Raw genomic sequence first — 18997 nt, forward strand, 5'->3', positions numbered from 1 at the left:
GCGCATGCCCGGGCACCGGGCCGGAGCCGACCGTCAGTCGTGCTCGACCGGAAACGGGCGCTGCCCGCCCACGGTCAAGACTGGGGAAAGTCCGCCTGTTGGCCGGCGTTCCTGGCTACGGTCGGCAAATGTGCGTTCGTCTTCGGGGGAGGACTTGGCGTGGCGATCGAACTGCCGGGCGAGGTAGTGGAGTTGCTGTCGTTCTTCGGCATCAGCTGGCCGACGGTGAACGAGGACAAGGTGCGCGAGTTCGCCGCGCACGTCCGGGAGTTCGCGCAGAACGTCGAGAGCTCGCACCAGGAGTCGACGGCGACGGTGCGGCGCCTGGGCGAGGCGTACGAGGGGGCGTCGTACGAGGCGCTGCTGGCGCGCTGGGCGTCGGTCTCGGAGCAGCACCTGAACGAACTCGTCCAGGCGTGCCACGTGGTGGCGGAGGCGCTGGACGTCGCGGCGGGCGTGATCGTGGCGATGAAGGTCGAGACGATCGCCGAACTGGTCGCGCTGGCAGCGGCGTTGGTGGCGGACCAGGCAGCTGCGGTGGCCACCTTCGGGATCGCTGAGGCCGCGGTGCTGGCGATCGAGGAGGCCGCGAAGCGCCTGATCAACTACCTGGAACAGCAGTTGGAGCAGTACATCATCGCCCAGGTGGTGGAGGCCGCGATCGGTCCGCTGGTGGACACGGTAGCCAACGCGGTGTCCGGGTTGGTGTTCCGGGCCGCGGAGTCCGCGCTCGGGGGGTCGGGCGGCGGGGGCGGTGGCAGCGGGTTCCGGATCGATCCGGACGCGCTGGAGGAGCACGCGCGGATGATGCACGAGCACGCGGAGACCGTCGCCGCTCACGCCGAGGTGTTCCAGTCGAAGATCGCGGGGGTGAGCTTCGAATGAGCAACCAGATCGTCAGGGCGCTGGAGCACGCGGCGCAGAAGCTCGGCAAGACCCTCGCGGAGGACGCCGGAAAGGCGTTGAAGGGCTTCTACCGCAAGGCCGGCGACAACCTGAAGCAGGTCGCCAAGAACGTCCGCGAGGTCGAGGAGAAGCACGCCAAGGACCTCGCGAAGATCATGCGCGGCGAGGGCAAGGACGGCGTCCCGCACCCCCGCTCCGGCGGCGGTCGGCGGCCGGGCCGGGGCGGCTCGCACCCCAAGGGCCGCGGCCGCGACCAGGTGAAGAGCCCACGCACCGAGGGCCGCCCGCAGGACACCCGCTGCGGCGGCGGCGAGCCCGTCGACATGGCCACCGGCCGGATGTACATCGACCAGGTCGACGCCTCGCTGCCCGGCTCGCTGCCGCTGCTGTTCACCCGCAGTTTCGACTCCGGCCTGCTGACCGGCCGTTGGATGGGCGCGCGGTGGATCTGCACCTTCGACGAACGCCTGGAGATCGACGCCGACGGCGTCGTCCACGTCCGCCCCGACCGCATCACCCAGACCTACCCGCACCCCGAGCCCGGTGATCCGGTGTACGCCTCGGCCGGCTCCCGCAACGAACTCGACCTGGTCGAAGGCCACTTCACCGTCACCGACCCCTCAGCCGGCCTGGTCAAGACCTTCACCCCCACCCCCGACGGCGACGAAGCCCTACTCACCGAGGTCCGCGACCGCCACGGCCGCCACTACACCCTCGCCTACGACACCGACGGCGTCCCCCGGTCCATCACCCACTCCGGCGGCTACCGACTCCTCGTCACCGTCGACAACGACCGCATCACCGCCCTACGCCTGGCGAACGCCACCGACACCGGCGGCGACGCGCTGCTGATGCGCTACTCCTACACCGACGGCCACCTCAGCGCGGTCTACAACTCCTCCGGCAAGCCGATGCGCTTCACCAACGACGCCACCGGCCGCCTCACCTCCTGGACCGACCGCAACGATTCCGGGTACCGCTACACCTACGACCACCTCGACCGCGTCACCGACGAGGGCGGCACCACCGGCACCCTCGCCTTCCGCTTCACCTACTCCGACCCCGATCCCGCCACCGGTCTGCGCACCCACACCGAGACCAACGCGCTGGGCCACACCACCACCTACCTGATCAACCACCACGCCCAGGTCGTCGCCGTCACCGACCCCCTCGGCAACACCACCACCTACGAACGCGACGAGCACGACCGCCTCCTCGCCGAGACCGACCCGCTCGGCCGCACCACCCGCTACGAGTACGACGGCGCCGGCGACCTGACCACCATCACCCGACCCGACGGTGGGCGTTCCACCGCGCGGTACGCCGACATACCCGGCCTGCCCGTCACGATCACCGAACCCGGCGGCGCCACCTGGTACCAGAGGTACGACGAGAACGGCCTGCGCACCGCCCAGACCAACCCGCTCGGCGCCACCACCACGTACACCTACGACGAGCACGGCCACCTCGCCTCGGCCACCGACGCCCTCGACAACACCACACGCGTGCGCTGCGACCCCGCCGGACTCCCCGTCGAAGTCACCGACCCCACCGGTGCGACGATCCGCTACGACCGGGACGCCTTCGGACGGGTCGTGGCGATCACCGACCCGCTCGGCGGCACCGTCCGGTCGCACTGGACGGTCGAGGGCAACCTGGCCGAGCGGGCCCGCCCGGACGGCAGCGTCGAGCGGTGGACGTACGACGGCGAGGGCAACGTGGTGGCCCACACCGACCAACTCGGCCTGACCACCGCGTTCGAGTACACCCACTTCGAGACGCTCGCCGCCCGCATCACTCCCGACGGCGCCCGCGTCACCTTCACCCACGACGCCGACATGCGGCTGACCACGGTCACCGACGGGCTCGGCCGGACCTGGCACTACGACTACGACGCAGCAGGGCGGGTAATCGGCGAACGCGACTACCAGGGAAGCACCCTGACGTACCGCCTGGACGCTGCGGGACAGGTCACCGCGGTGACCGATCCGCTCGGTGCGGTCACCGAGTACTCCTACGACCTGATCGGCCACCTGGTCCGGAAGAACGCCGACGGCCGGGAGACGACGTACGCGTACAACGGATCGGGCCACCTGGTGCGGGCGGAGAACGCCGACGCGACGGTCACCCGCACGGTCGACGCCCTCGGCAACCTCTTGGAGGAGACGGTCAACGGGCGCACCCTGCGCATCACCCGTGACGCCCTCGGCCGCCGGACGAGTCGCACCACCCCCACCGGCCACTGCGGGATCTGGACGTACGACGGCGCGGGCCGTGCGACGGCGCTGAACACCCCGGACGGGAGCATCGCGTTCGACTACGACCAGGCCGGGCGGGAGACCCACCGGTCCTTCGACCGGCGGCTCGTGCTGACCAGCGAGTGGGACTCCCGGCACCGGATGACCGGACAGTCGGCCCGCACGGCCGACCGCACGCTGCAGCGACGCACCTACGCCTACCGCACCGACAGCTCCCTCGCGGCGGTCGACGACCTGCTGGGCGGGCCCCGCACCTTCGACCTCGACCCGGTCGGGAGGGTCACCGCCGTCCGGGGAGCGGAGTGGGAGGAGAGCTACGCCTACGACGCGGCCGGCAACATCACCCGCGCCTCGTGGCCCGCGACCGCCACCACCCGGTCGGCGGTCGGCGAGCGCACCTACTCCGGCACCCGGATCTCCACCTCGGGCCGGACGGCCTTCGAGTACGACGCCGCGGGCCGCACCACGGTGCGCCGGGTCGCCCGGTCCTCCCGCAACCCCGACGTCTGGCACTACGCCTGGGACACCGAGGACCGGCTGACCGAGGTCACCACTCCGGACGGCAGCCGCTGGCAGTACCGCTACGACCCGTTCGGCCGCCGCATCGCCAAGGAGCGGACCGCGGCCCCGGGCAGCACCGGGGAGCGCACGGACTTCACCTGGGACGGCCCGGTGCTCGCCGAGCAGACCACCTCCGCGCCGTACCTCCCGGGCCCGCACACCCTGAGCTGGGAGCACCACGGGATCCGTCCGCTCACACAGACCGAGGCCATCAGTACGGCGGAGCGGGTGGACCGTCGCTTCTTCGCCATCGTCACCGACCTGATCGGCACGCCGACCGAACTGATCGACCCGGCCGCCGAATCGATCGCCTGGCGCGCCACCCCCAGCCTCTGGGGACACACCACTTGGCCTTCCGACAGCACCACCTACACACCGCTGCGCTTCCCCGGCCAGTACTTCGACCCCGAGACCCGCCTCCACTACAACCTCCACCGCTACTACGACCCTGAGACCGCCCGGTACCTGACGCCGGACCCGCTGGGTCTGATCCCGGGCCCGAACCCGGACACCTACGTCGCCAACCCGCACACCTGGTGCGACCCGCTCGGCCTGTCCCCCCACCAAAAACACCAGGGCCCGCCCCGGGGAGAGCACAGCAACCCCTTCGACTCCCGCGAGGAGGCCGAGCGGGCCGCCTTCGAGCTGGCGGGCGTCCCGTACGGGGAAGAACCGGTCGCGGAATGGAAGGTGGTCGGGGACAAGCGGTACAAGAACATGCCGGGACACGTCTACTCCAACGATCCCACCCACTGGGGGAATTTTCGTCAATTCGAGACCGAAAACGGTTCCCGCGTGGTCGTGGAACACACCGACGATCCCGCTGGCCTGCACTTCCACGCCGGAAAACCCAAGCACGGCGACAATCGGGAGCTGGTCAATTTCGGATGGGACAATTCACCCGAGGGCTACACGTCGATGGAGCGCTACAGTAAGATGAACAAGCCTGGCGGAGACCACCACTTCTTCTACCGGAGGAAATGATGTCAGCCTCTCCTGAGGATTCGAGAAGGCTGCTCCTGGAGACCGCCGGCCTCACCGTTCTCGGCGCACCGGACGCCACCGACCTGCCGTCCCCGGACGAGGTCTGGCTGTCAGTCGTCGGTTTCCTCGTCGAACCCGACGCCACCGTCGCGCTCAGCGCCCCCGACTGGGCCGCACGGGTCGACGAGCACTGGCTCCGGCTCTCGCGGGAGTCCGGACTGTTCGCCCCCGACGGGACCTTCCTCATCCACGTCGGCGGTCGCGGCATGGGCAACCTCGGATGGGCCCTGGTCCGCTGGGACGACGACGCGTGCTTGGCAGCGCACCTCACCGACGGCCCGCAGCAGCCCGAGTTCGTCACCATGGCGCGCGACGGCCGCACCTCCTGCGGCGTGACGACCGAGGAGTACGACATCTGGCTGGTGCGCTCCGCCCCTGTCCCCGAAGAAGGACCGGGCAGTTGATCGGCTGCGCGGGGTGATGCCCGGCGTGGCCCGTGAACTGCCCGAGGTCCCGGCGGACGACGCGGGGCGACGGGATCCGGAGATCTCCCTGGCGGAGCTTCCGGGGCGAGCCGTGGTTCGGGTCGGTACCGACCCTGACGGCGGCGACGACGGCGACCGAGCGGATCCGGCTGGGGACGCTGGTGACGTCGGTCGAGCCTCGTTCACCCATCACGGTCCGACCTGCGGAAACGCGGACCATGAATGCTCTGACCCACCCTCGAATCAGATGGCGATGAGCCGGATCCGGTCACCGCAGAGCTTGGCCATGTCGTCGATGTCCGAGGTCAACATGGCCACCGGGCCTGGCTGGCGGAGCGCCATCTCGGCGACGGTGGCGTCGATGGCGTACTTGTGACCGTGCAGACCGGCCTGCTTGAGAAGCGCCGCGGAGGCTCTGGCCGCGTGCTCGGTCACGGGCTCGATCCTGACCTGCGAGAGCACCCAGTTCAGTCGGGCGGTGTTCGCCCTGGCGTGCGAGATCTCCACGATGGTGTTGGCGCCGACGACCAAGCCGGCCCCCATCGAGTGGAAAGCCTTGATCATCGCGAGCAGCCCCCGGTCCTGCGAGATCCAGGCGGACGTTCCCTGGGAGTCCAGCACGACGGTCTCGATACGCACGCTCACGCGGCAGTCGCTCCGCTGCCCGGCTCGGACGAACCGGAGATCCTCGCGTGCGCGGCGGCGAGTTCCTCTTCCGTGAACGCGCCGTGCTGTTCCTCGTACCGGCGGAGTTCTTCCGCGACCAGTTGGTGCCTGATCTGCCGGGCCACCGCTTCCGCGACGTAGCCGGAGACGTTGTCGGTGAGCTTCTTCAGTTCGGCCACCTGCTCCGTGGGCAGGGTGACCGTGATGCGCGTGGTAGCCGCCATGAAGCAAGCATACTGCTGGTATGCACGCTCCGGGCGGACTTTCAACGGCATAGTGTCGGGGTCATGCGACTGAGCACGGTGATCCTCCCCATCCACCGGTGGAGCGAGGGGCGGCAGGTGTGGCGGCGGGCCGAGGAGCTCGGGTTCCACGCGGCCTACACGTACGACCACCTGAGCTGGCGGAGCTTCCGGGACGAGCCCTGGTTCGGCTCGGTGCCGACCCTGACGGCGGCGGCGTGCGCGACCGAGCGGATCCGGCTCGGGACGCTGGTGACGTCGCCGAACTTCCGGCATCCGGTGACGTTGGCGAAGGAGCTGATCACGCTGGACGACGTGTCCGGTGGGCGGCTGACGTTGGGGATCGGGGCGGGCGGGACGGGGTTCGACGCGACGGCGATGGGGCAGGAGGCGTGGTCGCCGCGGGAGCGGGCGGACCGGTTCGGGGAGTTCGTGGGGTTGCTGGACGAGTTGCTGCGCAACGACGCGGTGACCCGGGAGGGCGCGTACTACTCGGCGGTGGAGGCGCGGAACATCCCCGGCTGCGTGCAGGTGCCGCGGGTGCCGTTCTACGTGGCGGCGACGGGGCCGCGCGGGTTGCGGCTGGCGGCGGAGCACGGGCAGGGCTGGGTGACGTACGGGGACCCGCGCGGGCCGGGGGACGTGCCGGTGGAGCAGGCGCCCGCGGTGATCGCCGGGCAGCTCGGGAAGCTGGCGGCGGCCTGCGCGGCGGTCGGGCGGGACGCGGCGTCGCTGGAGAAGGTGCTGTTGCAGGGGTCGACGGCGGAGAAGCCGTTGGAGTCGGTGGGCGCGTTCGTCGACTGGGCGGGCCGGTACCGGGAGCTGGGGATCACCGAACTGGTGGTCCACTGGCCGGTGCCGGACTCGGTCTTCGCGGGCGACCTCGACGTCTTCGAGAAGATCGCCACCGAGGGTCTCGCCCAGTTGGGCTGAGCACGGGGCGGCCCGGGCCGCACCGCCCGGGCGGCTGGTCGGCGGCCTCGGTGAACGGGTCGGCGTAGCGGCCCTCGGCGATCGGGTCGAGCCTCAGGTGCGGCAGCTGGGGGACGAAGTCGCGTACGGCGGAGATGGAGCCGCCGGGGAGGTCGGCGTCTTCCGCCGCCTCGTCCGGCTCTGTCAGCCGGGCACGGGTGATCAGGCCGTTCGGGGCGGCCGGCCAGTAGGCGGACGGGCGGACGTCGAGGGCGCTGAACAGAACGGGCCGGCCCAGGAGTTCGGCGAGTCCGGCGACGAAGGACGCCTCGGAGCGGCGGGTGTCGTGGTCGTCGGGGCCGGCGACGTCGGTGACGGCGCCGCCGGGCCCGGGGCGGGCGGGGACGGGTGGTGTTCATCGGCGGCTCCTCGGGATCCGACGGCGCGCGGTCGTGCGTTCTCGGGCGGACGGGTTTCGGGAGGCGGAGGATTCCGGACCGCGGTGCCCGGACGCGTGGTGCCCGGACGCGTGGTGCCCGGGTGTGCGGGGCGGGCGTTCCCGGTGTCCGCCACGATCACCGGTGCCGGCCGGTGCCGTCGATGACCCGTCAGGTCGTGCGGACCGGGGAACCGGGCCCAGGCCGGGCCAGGGGCGGCTCCGCGACGGTCCGATCCGGGCCCTAGGCTCAGAAGCGGAGCCCGAGGGTCGGGCCCGAGGCTTCCTGGAGGGGAACGGAATGAGCGGGGACGGCGGCAGTCCGGGTCAGCAGCAGAACGGCGGTCAGCCGCAGGGGCCGACGGCCCCCGGCCCGGAGGCCCCCGGACCGGGCGGCGTCCCGGGTGCCCCGGGGCACTGGCCCGGGTACGGTCCGGCCTTCGGGCAGCCCGGCTGGAGCACCGGCGGCGGCTGGGGGCAGGGCCGGTGGGGCGGCGTTCCGGTCGCGCCGAAGCCCGGCGTGCTGCCGCTGCGCCCGCTCGGCTTCGCCGAGATGTTCGGCGCCGTCTTCGACACCGTGCGCCGCTACGTCCGCCCGCTGTACCTGCCGCTCTCGGTGGTCGTCGGCATCGGCGCGGTGCCGTTGCTGGCCGTGGCCTTCCTGATCTCCGGCAGCCTGTACGACGGGGTGGAGGACTTCCCGGACATCACCGTCATGGACCCCACCGACACCCAGGTGTGGAACCTGGCCCGGCCGCTGCTGCTGTTCTTCGGCATGAGCGCCCTGGTCGGCCTCGCGCTGTACGTGGTGGCCGGGCCGCTGGCCACGGTGGTGCTGCGGGCCGCCACCCTCGGCCGGAAGCTGACGGCCGCCCAGGCGTGGCAGGAGGCCCGGCCCCGGCTCACGGCGTCCGTCGCGACGCTGGCGCTGGTGTACGGGTCGCTGCTGCTGCTGGAGGCGCTCCTGATGGCCGGTTCGGTCCTGTTCGGTGACGTGCTGCTGCTGCCGTTCCTGCTGGTCGGCTGCGGCGCCTTCTACGTGACGTTCCGGCTGGCGCCGCAGATCCCGGTGGCGGTGCTGGAGGAGAGCGGCGCGCGGACGGCGGTCCGCCGGGCCTGGCAGCTCAACCGGAACAACTGGTGGCGCAGCCTCGGCCTCACCGCGCTGGTCTCGCTGCTCGGCGCGATCGGGACCACGGTGATCAACTTCCCGCTCCGGATGGTGGTGGCCGTGATGCTGCCGGTCGGCGCGGCGGCCTCCGGGGACGGGGGAGACACCCGCGGCACGATCACGGTCGTGCTGGTGCTCGCCGCGCTGGTCAGCCTGGTCACGATGCTGGCGACCAGTCCGCTGGTCCCGCTGGTCAACGGCGTGCTCTACATCGACCGCCGGATCCGCAGCGAGCGCCTGGACATCGCGCTGGCCGAGGCCGCGGGCATCCGGTTCGCCGAGTCCTCCGCCTACCCGCAGTACGCCCCCGTCCCGGCCCAGTACGCCCCCGCCCAGCCGGCCCCGGCCCAGCCGGCACCGGCCCAGCCGGACCCCGCCCAGCCCGCGTCCGCGCCCGCCCAGCCCGGGTCCGGGGAGCCCGGCCGGCCGGCCGAGCCGCCCGCCGGGAAGGGGCCGGAGGGGAGCTGACCCGCTCCTGGTTGCGGTTCAGTCACGGACCGTCCGATTGGCCGTCATTGCGGCAATTGGACGGCGCAACCGTGTTGTTGGCGGGAGCACAGGTCTCACATAATTCGTGCACCGCGCGATGACGATCGCGTTCGAGCCGGACGGGGGTACGGTTCGCACCTTCGTGCGGGCAGCCACGTGAACCCTGGGGGGAGACCCTTGTCCGTTCCCGAACCGCGCCCCGACCCGGCTCCGGAGCACGTTCCCGCGCCCGTTCCCGCGCCCGTTCCCGTGCCCGAGGCCGAGCCCGTCTCCGCGCCCGCGCCCGAGCCCGAAGCCGGGCCCGAACTCGCCCCCGGCCCGCAGCCGGGGGCCCCGCGCCGGCTGCCCCGGGCGGTCGGCGTGGTGCTGTCGGTGGCGGGCCTGCTCGCGGTGACGGCGGCCAGTGCGGCCGTCACCGTCGCGGTGGGCAAGCCCGACCGTCCCGGCCACGCCGTCGCGGCGGCCCCGTCGGCCGCGGTCACCGGCGGCTCGCCGTCCCCGTCCGCGAGCCCGACGCCCACGCCGAGCCCGACGCCGACGCCCACCGCCAAGCCGACGGTGGCCCCGCGCCCGTCCAGCACCCTGCAGGGCAGCGTCTCGGGCGGCAAGCACAGCGGTGACCTGCGGTACTTCCTGCTGCCGGTGCCCGACGACGCGGACCCGTACGGTTCGCCGGACGGCGCGATGATGAGCATGGACGACCTGCAGGCCCAGTACAGCAAGGACGTCGACATCAAGGAGGTCCTGGACTCCTGGAACTTCAAGGACGCGGCCACCCGCACCTACCGCACCCGGGACGGCAAGAGCGAGGTGCGGGTCGAGCTCAAGCGGTTCAGCCGCACCGACCGGGCCCAGGGCTTCGCCGACAACAGCAGCTACGACGGGGAATCGTTCGACGTGAGCGGGGTCCCGAACGCCAAGGGCTACGTCTTCAAGCCCGAACAGCAGGCGTACACCGGTGAGTTGGTCGGCATCGGCGTGGCGGGCGACGTGGTCTACGAGGTCACCGTCGACGTGCAGGGCGACCCGGACCGGGCGTTGCTCGCCGACGCGATGAAGCGCGCCCGCGACCGCCTCGTCAACGGCTGACGGCCGTCTCGAACTCTCTTCCCAGGAGCCACAGTTGAGCACCGAACCCGCGGACGCCGCAGCGGGTGGGACGGCCGCCGCCGAACCCTCCCCGCCGCCCTCCTTCCTCCCGCCGCCACCCCTCCTCCCGCCGCCGCCCGGCGCCGCCGACCTGATCGCGTCGGGCGGCGAACCCGTCCGCGCCAGGCGGAAGTTCGGCGCGGGCGCGCTGTTCCTGACCGCCGTGCTGGCCGGGCCGGTGATCGGGGCCGCGGTCGGCTACGGCATCCAGTCCTCCCGGCCGCCGACGCCGCTGCCGGCCATCGCCGCGCCGAAGCTGTCCTACTCCGCCGAGCGGGTGGACCCCAAGGCGCTGGCCGCGGCCGGACCGCAGCCCCTCGACATCGACGGCGACCTGCGCAAGCTGCTGATCGACCGCCCGGCCGGCAGCACGGACCGCACCGGCGGCGAGGGCGACGGCTGGCTGTCCGTGGCCGACCGGTCCGAGGCCTACGACGACAGCGTGCGCGAGTTCACCACGCTGCTGGAGGACGGCTTCCGCCGCGCCGCCTCGGTGCGCTGGGACGCGGACAACGCCAACTACCGGATCGTGCTGGTCCAGTACGCCCAGGAGTCGGTGGGGAAGACGATCACCGAGGCGATGCCGCGCTCGACCTCGGACATGGAGGTCTCGACGATCCCGGGCAACCCCGAGAGCTACCTGATGTTCGCCAAGGGCACCTACCACTACGCGCGCAGCACCGAGACCTACCACTACGGCGAGGCGCTCGCCCGCAAGGGCACCGTGCTGATGATCGTCCAGGTCTTCGCCGAGAACCCGGTGGACCGGGCGCAGTTCGAGGACATCGCCAAGCGCCAGTGGGAGCGACTCGCGTGACCGACATCGAATCCACCGGGCCCGCCGTCCCGGCCCAGCCCACTGCGGCCCCGGCCGAGCAGCCCGTCGCCGTCCCGACCCAGCCCACTGCGGCCCCGGCCGAACAGCCCGTCCAGCCCGTCCCGGCCGAGCAGGCCGTCCAGCCCGTCCCGGCCGGGCCGCGGCGCGCCTCGCGGGTGTCGAAGGCGGTCGCGGCGGTGCTCGTGGCGGCGCTGGCCGGTGTCGGCATCGGCGAGGTGATCATCCGGGTGCACTACGCGGACGACGCGGCACCGCCGGTGGCGGCGGTCGCGGCCCCCTCGCCCTCGGCGAGCACGCCCGTCCCGTGGGGCGCCAAGTCCAACGGCAACCACTTCGGCAACCTGCGCGACCTGCTGCTGCCGGTGCCCACCGGCTACCGGCTCGGGCCGGACTACAAGCAGTTCGGCAACGACAGCGAGTTCGGCGGCAACGGCGACCTGGAGCAGGCCAAGGAGCTGCTGCTGTCCGGGGTGCCGGCGAAGTACCTGGACCAGCGGAAGAAGGCGCTCGACAGCCTGCACTTCACCGGTGCCGGGGTGCGCAGCCTCACGCAGGGCGACAACCGGATGGTGGCGGTGCTGCAGCTGGCCCAGTTCAACCAGCAGGCGGTCTCGCAGGAGGGCGAGCTGTACGGCGCGCTGATCGACGACACCGACCTGTTCCGGCGCGGTCCCCAGGTGCCGGACCACCCGGACGCGCGCTGCGCGCTGCCGATGCTGGATCCCGGCGACCAGCTCGACTACCTGAGCTGCTACTCCGCCGAGGGTGACCTGCTGGTGCAGATGCGCGTCTTCGGCGTGGTGCCCCTCGACCAGAACAAGGTCGTGGACCTGTTCCGTCAGCAACTGGACCGACTGGCCCGACCGGGAGCCTCCGTATGAGCAGCGACACCACCCCCCAGACCGGGCCGGAGGCCCGGCCGGAGTCGATCGGACCGGTCACCGAGGTCCCGGCGCCCCCGGCGCCCCCGGTGCCGCCGTTGCCGGAGGCGCCGCTGCCGGAGGCGCTGCCGGTGCCGGGGAAGGCCGACCGGCGCCGCCGGTGGCAGGTCGGTGCGGCGCTGCTGCTGACCGTGCTGACCGGCGCGGGCACCGCCGTCCTGGTGACCCTGCCGGAGCGCACCGACCTGCCGGGCCTGGCCACGCCGAACGACGGCCGGTACGCCTTCCCGGAGTTGAGCCTCCCGCCGCTGCCGCTGGGCGCCTCGGCGCCGGCCGACTCCAAGATCAAGGCGCACGCGGCGGACCTGCGCGGGCTGCTGCTGCCGCTGCCGAAGGGCGCGGTCGGCACCGGCCCGTCCGGTTCCCCGTCCCCGTCGGCGTCCCCGTCGGCGTCCGGGTCGGCCTCCCCGTCCCCGTCGGCGTCGGGCTCGGCCTCCGGTTCCCCCTCGGCGTCGGCGTCGCTGCCGTCGGTGGCGGGCCGCTGGATCCCGTGCGACCACGACGCGATGCTGGCCGAGGACGACTCGTACGCCCTGCGGCTGACCATCGACGCCTGCCGGGGCGCGGCGGCCCAGGGTTGGACGGCCGCCGACGGCACCCGCACCGAGCTGCGGCTGCTGCACTTCGGGTCCGCCGACGAGGCCGGCAACTACTTCGTGGGCGCGAACGTGATGTCCGAGACCAAGGACATCGCCTCCACCCACCTGGACATCGACGGGGTGTACCCGGCCACGAGCGCCCAGGTGAACGTCCGGCTGTCCGACGAGAAGGCCGGGGGCCAGCCCACCGGCCGGCTGTGCTGGATGCAGAGCGGCGACGTGGTCGCGCTGATCCAGATGACCAACCCGAAGGGCGTGCCCGCGCAGGCGTTCCGGCAGGTGGTCGCCCTGCAGAGCGGCATGCTGGCCTGACCGCCGTTACGCGCACGTGAGTTGACGAACCGTCAGGCTCATTGCTCCCCGGCCCGCCGCCCTACCCCTAGGGGGCGGGCCGGGGAGGTCATCCTGCGGGGGGAGGCGATCCGGGCTCCGCAGCGCATTCCGCCGGGCGGGGGTGCGCGGCTACGTTGATGACCGTGTCCACAGTCATCAAGACGGACGGCCTCACCAAGAGGTTCTCCCGGGTCACCGCGCTGGACCGGCTCACCGTGGAGGTGGAGTCCGGCGTGGTCGGTCTGGTCGGGGCGAACGGTGCCGGCAAGTCCACCCTCATCAAGATCCTCCTCGGGCTGTCCCCGGCCACCGAGGGCACCGGTCAGGTGCTCGGCCTGGACATCGCCACCCAGGGCCCGGCGATCCGCGAACGCGTCGGCTACATGCCGGAGCACGACTGCCTGCCGCCGGACGTCTCCGCCACCGAGTTCGTGGTGCACATGGCCCGGATGTCCGGCCTGCCCGCCTCGGCGGCCCGCGAGCGCACCGCCGACACGCTCCGCCACGTCGGCCTGTACGAGGAGCGCTACCGCCCGATGGGCGGCTACTCGACCGGCATGAAGCAGCGGGTGAAGCTGGCCCAGGCGCTGGTCCACGACCCGCAGCTGGTGCTGCTGGACGAGCCGACCAACGGCCTCGACCCGGTCGGCCGGGACGAGATGCTCGGGCTGATCCGCCGGGTCCACGCCGACTTCGGCATCTCGGTGCTGGTCACCACGCACCTGCTGGGCGAGCTGGAGCGGACCTGCGACCACCTGGTGGTGATCGACGGCGGCAAGCTGCTGCGCTCCTCCTCCACCGCCTCGTTCACCGGCACCACCCAGCTGCTGGCCGTCGAGGTCACCGACCACCCGGTGGACCGGTCCTTCGACGCCGACGCGGCCCTGACCGAGCGGCTGACCGCGGCGGGCCTGACCGTCCGGGCCGACGGCAGCCGGATCCTGCTGGTGGAGATCGCCGGCGAGGAGACGTACGACACCGTCCGGGACACCGTGGACGACCTCGGCCTCGGCCTGGTCCGGCTGGAGCAGCGCCGCCACCGGGTCGCCGAGATCTTCAGCACCCGCTCCGACGAGGACGCGGACCAAGGCCACCACGGCGACGAGCACGGCCACGACGAACACGGCCACGACGAGCACGGCCACGACGCGCACCGGGCCGTGTCGGCAGGAGGCGAGCAGGCGTGACCACCCGCTCCGACGCCCACGGCGGCGTCATCCACGACATCGGCTACCGCCCGTACACCGGGCCGCGGCTGGGCCGCCGGTACGCCACCCGCTCGCTGTACGTGCAGAGCCTGCGGGCCGCGTTCGGCCTGGGCCGCTCCGGCCGGTCCAAGGTGCTGCCGTTCCTGCTGCTGGGCGGGATGGCCGCGCCCTCGCTGGCGATGCTGGCGATCGCGCTGTTCACCCAGCAGAAGTCGATGCCGATGGACTACGCCGACTACCTGGCCTCGTTCTCGGTGCTGCCGCAGATCTTCCTGGCCGCGCAGGCGCCCGTGCTGATGTCCCGGGACCTGCGGCACCACGTCGTCCCGCTGTACTTCTCCCGCCCGGCCACCCGCGGCGACTACGTGGCGGCCAAGTTCGCCGCGATGTTCAGCGCGCTGCTGATCGTGCTGGCGCTGCCGCTGCTGCTGCTGTTCACCGGCGCGCTGCTGGCCGAGTTCCCGGTCGGCGACAACCTGGTGCACCTGCTGTACGGCCTGGTCGCCGCCGTCCTGTACGCGCTGCTGTACAGCTCGATCGGCCTGCTGATCGCCGCGCTCACCCCGCGCCGGGGCTTCGGCGTGGCCGCGATCATGGGCCTCCTGATGATCACCAGGGCGCTGGCCATGATCACCTTCGCGCTCAACCGGGGCTACGACCCGCTGCAGCAGAGCGACTCCTCCTGGGCGTTCCTGATCTCCCCGTCCACCCTGGTGGAGGCCCTGGTCAACCAGCTCTTCTCGCTGGGTGACGGCGGCTCCGCCCTCCTGTACGCCCCGGGCACGGGCGGCGCCCTGGTCTTCCTGGTCGTGCTCCTCGCCCTCACGGCCGGCGGCCACGCGCTGACGCTGCGCCGCTACCGGAACGTCTGAGAGGCAGCCATGGCCGTCATCACCATCGACAAGGTCTCCCGCTGGTTCGGCAACGTGGTCGCCGTCAACGACGTCACCATGTCCATCGGACCGGGCATCACCGGCCTGCTCGGCCCCAACGGCGCCGGGAAGTCCACCCTCATCCACATGATGAGCGGCTTCCTCGCGCCCTCCTCCGGCACCGTCGCCCTGGACGGCACCCGGATCTGGCGCAACCAGGAGGTGTACCGGCAGATCGGCCTGGTCCCGGAGAAGGAGTCGATGTACGACTACCTGACCGGCTGGCAGTTCGTCCTCGCCAACGCCGAACTGCACGGCCTGCCCGACCCGGGCGCCGCCGCCGAGCGCGCCCTCGCCCTGGTCGAGATGGGCTACGCCCAGGACCGGCACACCGGCACCTACTCCAAGGGCATGAAGCAGCGGGTCAAGATGGCCTCCGCGCTGGTCCACGACCCCGCGGTGCTGCTGCTGGACGAGCCGTTCAACGGCATGGACCCGCGCCAGCGCCTGCACCTGATGGAGCTGCTGCGCCGCTTCGGCGCCGACGGGCGCACCGTGCTGTTCTCCTCGCACATCCTGGAGGAGGTCGAGCAGCTCGCCCGCCACATCGAGGTGGTGGTGGCCGGACGGCACGCCGCGTCCGGCGACTTCCGGGAGATCCGCCGCCTGATGACCGACCGCCCGCACCGCTACCTGGTGCGCTCCAGTGACGACCGGCGGCTGGCCGCGGCGCTGATCGCGGACGGCTCCACCTCCGGCATCGAGTTCGACCCCGCCGCGGAGTCGATCGGCGGCTCCGCCGCGGGGGCCCTGCGCATCCAGGCGATCGACTTCCAGGGCTTCACCACCCTGCTGCCCAAGGTCGCCCGGGCGGCCGGCATCCGCCTGTACACCGTCTCCCCGGCCGACGAGTCGCTGGAAAGCGTCTTCTCGTACCTGGTCTCGTCCTGAAGGGCCCCCGATGAACACCACCGTCGCCAGGCTCACCGCGCGCGGCCTGTTCGGCCGCCGCCGGGTCCTGATCCTGCTGGCCGTCCCGGTCCTGCTGCTCGGCGTCGCCCTGCTCACCCGCGGCAGCGACCTGGACCGGCTCGACCTCGTGCACAAGATCCTCGGCACCCTCGCCCTCGGCACCCTGGTCCCGGTCATCGGCCTGGTCGTCGGCACCGGCGTGATCGCCACCGAGATCGAGGACGGCTCGATCGTCTACCTGCTCGCCAAGCCGCTGCCCCGCTGGAAGATCATCACCACCAAACTGGCCGTCGCCGTCGGGAGCACCTGGCTGCTCTCCGCCGTCCCGATGTACGTGGCCGGGCTGATCCTGTACGGCACCGGCGGCCGGGTGGCGCTCGGCTACACCGTGGGCGCGCTCGCCTCCGGCGCCGCGTACAGCGCGGTGTTCCTGCTGCTGGGCGTGCTCACCCGGCACGCGGTGATCGCGGGCCTCGCCTACGCGCTGATCTGGGAGAGCCTGATCGGCGGCTACGTCAGCGGCGCCCAGACCCTCTCCATCCAGCAGTGGGGCCTGTCGCTGACCGAGTCGATCGTCACCGAGGGCGCCGTCATCGCCCCGGTCGAACTGCCCACCGCGCTCTGCCTGCTGGTGGTCGTCGTGCTCGGCACCACCGCGTACGCCTCGGTCAAGCTCGCCGGGCTCACGCTCGGCAGCGAGGAGTAGCACCCGGAACGCCGCCCGCGTGCGCGCAGCGGCTCCCGGACGCACGGAGGGCGGGGACGGTCACCACGACCGTCCCCGCCCTCTTCCGTCCCCGCCCCCGCCGCTCCCGCGCGGTCACACCGTCCGGTTGCGGCCCGCGCCCCAGCCCGCCACCGCCGCGACCGCGGCCAGCACCAGCATCACCAGCAGCGTCGCGTCCCAGCCGCCGGTCACCTGGTGCAGCGCGCCCGCGCCCACCGGCCCGGCCGCCGCCACCAGGTAGCCCACCGCCTGGCTCATCCCGCCCAGCCGGGCCGCGCCCACCACGCTGTGGGTGCGCAGCACGATGAACGCCAGGCCCAGGCCCAGCGAGCCGCCCTGCGCCAGGCCCAGCACCGTCGCCGAGAACCACGCCCCGGACACCGGCGCCAGCAGCAGCCACAGCACGCCCGCGCCGTTCAGCCCGGCCATCACCAGCGCCAGGCCGCGCTGCCGGGTCATCCGGCCGGCCAGCAGCGGCACCAGGAAGGCGCCGACCACCTGCACCAGGTTGCTGAACGCGAACACCAGGCCCGCCTCGCCGCGCGGCATCCCGTGGTCGGCCAGGATGGTCGGCATCCACGCGACCAGGGTGTACACCAGCAGCGAGGAGACGCCCATGAACACGCTGATCTGCCAGGCCAGCGCGGACTTCCACGGGCTGGTGCCGGCGTCCGGCACGGGCACCGCCGGGGCGACCCGCACCGGCACCGTCCGGTCCTGCCGGGCCTTCAGCACCTGCGGCAGCCAGGCCACCGCGGCGACCAGCGCCAGTACCGACCAGGCGCCCAGCGAAGCCTGCCAGCCGCCGCCCAGCGCGTGCTCCAGCGGCACCGACAGGGCGGCCGCCATGGTCGCGCCGACCAGCATGGTGGTCGAGTAGACGCCGGTCATCATGGCGGCCTTCTGCGGGAACTCCCGCTTCACCAGGCCCGGCATCGACACGTTCAGCACCGCGATCGCCACGCCGATCACCACGCAGCCCGCGTACAGCGCCGCCACCGAGGGCAGCACCCGCAGCAGCACGCCCGCGCCCAGCGCCAGCACCGCGCCCAGCACCACCCGCTCGGTGCCGAAGCGCCGGGTCAGCCGCGGGGTGAGCGGCGCGCCCACGCCCTGGAACAGCACTGGCACGGTGGTGATCAGGCCGCTCGCGGTGGCGGACAGGCCGAAGGTCCGCTGGATCTCCACGACCATCGGCGAGACTGCGGCCAGGCAGGCCCGCATGTTCAGGGCGACCAGCACGATCCCGGTCAGCAGCAGGGCGGGGTGGGCGAACCGGGCGGCGGTTCGGGTACCGACCTTCGGGTCGAGGGCGGGCTGGACGGCACGGGTGACGGACATGGCTGGACTGACTCTCTGTGCTGGTGGTGCGTTCTGCGGGGACGGCGGGCGCGGGCCCCGCGTCACTTCCGCGCGGCGATCGCGGCGAGCAGCTGCTCCACCGCCGCGGTGGGCTCCGCGAGCAGCGCCCGGCAGGCCGCCTCGGCGCGCTCCGGGTCCCGGCTCTCGATCGCGTCGACCAGGGCGGTGTGGGTGTCGATCGCCACCTCGGGCATCTCGTGGTCGCCGAACGAGGCGCGCATCGACTCCCGCACCGAGGCCCCGAAGTACCGGTAGACCTCGGTCAGCGCCGGGTTGTGCGCGGCCTCCACCACGGCGGTGTGGAACTCCAGGTCGTGCTCGACGGTGGCCTCCCGGCCGGCCCGCTCCGGGTGCGCCGCCATCACCTCGGCCTCGCGGGCCAGCGCGGCCCGCATCCGGGCCAGGTCGTCGGGGGTGTGCCGCTCGGCGGCCAGCCGGGCCGCCTCGGTCTCCAGCGCGGCCCGCACCTCCAGCACGTCCCGCACCCCCGACCGCTGCACCCCGCGCAGCACCGCCGCCGGGTCACTGGTCGACCGGACGAACGTCCCCTCCCCCTGCCGGGACACCAGCATCCCCGCGTGCACCAGCACCCGGATCGCCTCCCGCACCGTGTTGCGCCCCACCTGCAGCCGCTCCGCGAGCTCGTGCTCGGTCGGGATCCGCGCCCCCACCGCCCAGACCCCGGAGGCCAGTTGCTCCCGCAGCTGGTCGATCGCAGCATCCACCAACGACCGCCGCCCCGCCGCCTGCAACCCCTCCACGCCGGGCCCTCCTCTCCACGCGCACCAACCGACCTGTCCGGTCATCCTACAACTCCTTGCCCGGTCATCCTACAACCGACGCCCCGGTGGGCGGGGCGTGCGGAACACGGCCCAGTTAATGAACA

At 72.6% G+C, this 18997-nt stretch carries 17 protein-coding genes and 1 pseudogene; 14 read left to right on the forward strand and 4 right to left on the reverse strand.

Going from position 1 to position 18997, the window contains the following annotated elements:
- Positions 1 to 159 precede the first annotated feature (159 nt).
- The 4 genes and pseudogenes from ACWEO5_RS05945 to ACWEO5_RS05960 all read left to right on the forward strand — a co-directional run.
- Positions 160 to 885 (forward strand): WXG100-like domain-containing protein, encoded by a 726-nt coding sequence (locus ACWEO5_RS05945; RefSeq protein ID WP_452160525.1) that lies wholly within the window; start codon positions 160 to 162, stop codon positions 883 to 885.
- A complete protein-coding gene (locus ACWEO5_RS05950) occupies positions 882 to 4709 on the forward strand; it encodes an RHS repeat-associated core domain-containing protein (RefSeq protein WP_452160527.1) in 3828 nt (1275 codons plus the stop codon). The genes ACWEO5_RS05945 and ACWEO5_RS05950 overlap by 4 nt, the downstream gene beginning before the upstream one ends.
- Positions 4709 to 5173, forward strand: coding sequence for a hypothetical protein (locus ACWEO5_RS05955; RefSeq protein WP_452160529.1), 465 nt, complete (start codon positions 4709 to 4711; stop codon positions 5171 to 5173). The genes ACWEO5_RS05950 and ACWEO5_RS05955 overlap by 1 nt, the downstream gene beginning before the upstream one ends.
- 89 nt (positions 5174 to 5262) lie before the next feature.
- A pseudogene (locus ACWEO5_RS05960) lies at positions 5263 to 5391 on the forward strand (LLM class flavin-dependent oxidoreductase); the annotation flags it as partial.
- Between the two features lie 46 nt (positions 5392 to 5437).
- Here ACWEO5_RS05960 and ACWEO5_RS05965 read toward each other — a convergent pair.
- Entirely contained in the window at positions 5438 to 5839 is a 402-nt protein-coding gene (locus ACWEO5_RS05965) for a DNA-binding protein (protein ID WP_452160531.1), read from the reverse strand.
- Positions 5836 to 6084, reverse strand: coding sequence for a hypothetical protein (locus ACWEO5_RS05970; RefSeq protein WP_452160533.1), 249 nt, complete (start codon positions 6082 to 6084; stop codon positions 5836 to 5838). The genes ACWEO5_RS05965 and ACWEO5_RS05970 overlap by 4 nt, the downstream gene beginning before the upstream one ends.
- A 63-nt stretch (positions 6085 to 6147) precedes the next feature.
- On the opposite strand from ACWEO5_RS05970, the gene ACWEO5_RS05975 reads away from it, so the two are divergent.
- From ACWEO5_RS05975 to ACWEO5_RS06020, 10 genes are all read left to right on the forward strand, one after another.
- Positions 6148 to 7035 carry an LLM class flavin-dependent oxidoreductase gene (locus ACWEO5_RS05975; protein ID WP_452160535.1) on the forward strand — a complete coding sequence of 296 codons (888 nt, stop codon included), beginning with the start codon at positions 6148 to 6150 and terminating at the stop codon, positions 7033 to 7035.
- Positions 7036 to 7751: 716 nt separating this feature from the next.
- Positions 7752 to 9089 carry a hypothetical protein gene (locus tag ACWEO5_RS05980; RefSeq protein WP_452160537.1) on the forward strand — a complete coding sequence of 446 codons (1338 nt, stop codon included), beginning with the start codon at positions 7752 to 7754 and terminating at the stop codon, positions 9087 to 9089.
- A gap of 198 nt (positions 9090 to 9287) precedes the next feature.
- Positions 9288 to 10199 carry a hypothetical protein gene (locus ACWEO5_RS05985; RefSeq protein WP_452160539.1) on the forward strand — a complete coding sequence of 304 codons (912 nt, stop codon included), beginning with the start codon at positions 9288 to 9290 and terminating at the stop codon, positions 10197 to 10199.
- 34 nt (positions 10200 to 10233) lie between these two features.
- Positions 10234 to 11076, forward strand: a complete 843-nt coding sequence (locus ACWEO5_RS05990; RefSeq protein ID WP_452160541.1) for a hypothetical protein — start codon at positions 10234 to 10236, stop codon at positions 11074 to 11076.
- Positions 11073 to 11978, forward strand: a complete 906-nt coding sequence (locus ACWEO5_RS05995; protein WP_452160543.1) for a hypothetical protein — start codon at positions 11073 to 11075, stop codon at positions 11976 to 11978. Before ACWEO5_RS05990 ends, ACWEO5_RS05995 begins: the two co-directional genes overlap by 4 nt.
- Positions 11975 to 12949, forward strand: coding sequence for a hypothetical protein (locus tag ACWEO5_RS06000; RefSeq protein WP_452160545.1), 975 nt, complete (start codon positions 11975 to 11977; stop codon positions 12947 to 12949). The genes ACWEO5_RS05995 and ACWEO5_RS06000 overlap by 4 nt, the downstream gene beginning before the upstream one ends.
- A gap of 158 nt (positions 12950 to 13107) precedes the next feature.
- On the forward strand, positions 13108 to 14157 hold the full coding sequence (locus ACWEO5_RS06005) for an ABC transporter ATP-binding protein (RefSeq protein WP_452160547.1): 1050 nt from the start codon (positions 13108 to 13110) through the stop codon (positions 14155 to 14157).
- Positions 14154 to 15050, forward strand: a complete 897-nt coding sequence (locus ACWEO5_RS06010; RefSeq protein WP_452160549.1) for an ABC transporter permease — start codon at positions 14154 to 14156, stop codon at positions 15048 to 15050. The genes ACWEO5_RS06005 and ACWEO5_RS06010 overlap by 4 nt, the downstream gene beginning before the upstream one ends.
- A 9-nt stretch (positions 15051 to 15059) precedes the next feature.
- Positions 15060 to 16001 (forward strand): ABC transporter ATP-binding protein, encoded by a 942-nt coding sequence (locus tag ACWEO5_RS06015; protein ID WP_344554019.1) that lies wholly within the window; start codon positions 15060 to 15062, stop codon positions 15999 to 16001.
- A 10-nt stretch (positions 16002 to 16011) separates the two neighbouring features.
- A complete protein-coding gene (locus ACWEO5_RS06020) occupies positions 16012 to 16728 on the forward strand; it encodes an ABC transporter permease (RefSeq protein WP_452160551.1) in 717 nt (238 codons plus the stop codon).
- Between the two features lie 114 nt (positions 16729 to 16842).
- Here the strand turns inward: ACWEO5_RS06020 and ACWEO5_RS06025 are convergent, their stop codons facing one another.
- Positions 16843 to 18090, reverse strand: a complete 1248-nt coding sequence (locus ACWEO5_RS06025) for a CynX/NimT family MFS transporter (RefSeq protein ID WP_452160553.1) — start codon at positions 18088 to 18090, stop codon at positions 16843 to 16845.
- A 62-nt stretch (positions 18091 to 18152) separates the two neighbouring features.
- Positions 18153 to 18872 (reverse strand): FadR/GntR family transcriptional regulator, encoded by a 720-nt coding sequence (locus ACWEO5_RS06030; protein WP_452160555.1) that lies wholly within the window; start codon positions 18870 to 18872, stop codon positions 18153 to 18155.
- Positions 18873 to 18997: the final 125 nt, after the last annotated feature.

Source organism: Kitasatospora sp. NPDC004272 (genome assembly GCF_053603035.1).

Bases quoted from the DNA above. Each gene is read 5' to 3' on its own strand.
- ACWEO5_RS05975 (WP_452160535.1), top strand. From the start codon at position 6,148: ATGCGACTGAGCACGGTGATCCTCCCCATCCACCGGTGGAGCGAGGGG.
- ACWEO5_RS06005 (WP_452160547.1), top strand. From the start codon at position 13,108: ATGACCGTGTCCACAGTCATCAAGACGGACGGCCTCACCAAGAGGTTC.
- ACWEO5_RS05970 (WP_452160533.1), bottom strand. From the start codon at position 6,084: ATGGCGGCTACCACGCGCATCACGGTCACCCTGCCCACGGAGCAGGTG.
- ACWEO5_RS05955 (WP_452160529.1), top strand. From the start codon at position 4,709: ATGTCAGCCTCTCCTGAGGATTCGAGAAGGCTGCTCCTGGAGACCGCC.
- ACWEO5_RS05950 (WP_452160527.1), top strand. From the start codon at position 882: ATGAGCAACCAGATCGTCAGGGCGCTGGAGCACGCGGCGCAGAAGCTC.
- ACWEO5_RS06000 (WP_452160545.1), top strand. From the start codon at position 11,975: ATGAGCAGCGACACCACCCCCCAGACCGGGCCGGAGGCCCGGCCGGAG.
- ACWEO5_RS06025 (WP_452160553.1), bottom strand. From the start codon at position 18,090: ATGTCCGTCACCCGTGCCGTCCAGCCCGCCCTCGACCCGAAGGTCGGT.
- ACWEO5_RS06020 (WP_452160551.1), top strand. From the start codon at position 16,012: ATGAACACCACCGTCGCCAGGCTCACCGCGCGCGGCCTGTTCGGCCGC.
- ACWEO5_RS05980 (WP_452160537.1), top strand. From the start codon at position 7,752: ATGAGCGGGGACGGCGGCAGTCCGGGTCAGCAGCAGAACGGCGGTCAG.
- ACWEO5_RS06015 (WP_344554019.1), top strand. From the start codon at position 15,060: ATGGCCGTCATCACCATCGACAAGGTCTCCCGCTGGTTCGGCAACGTG.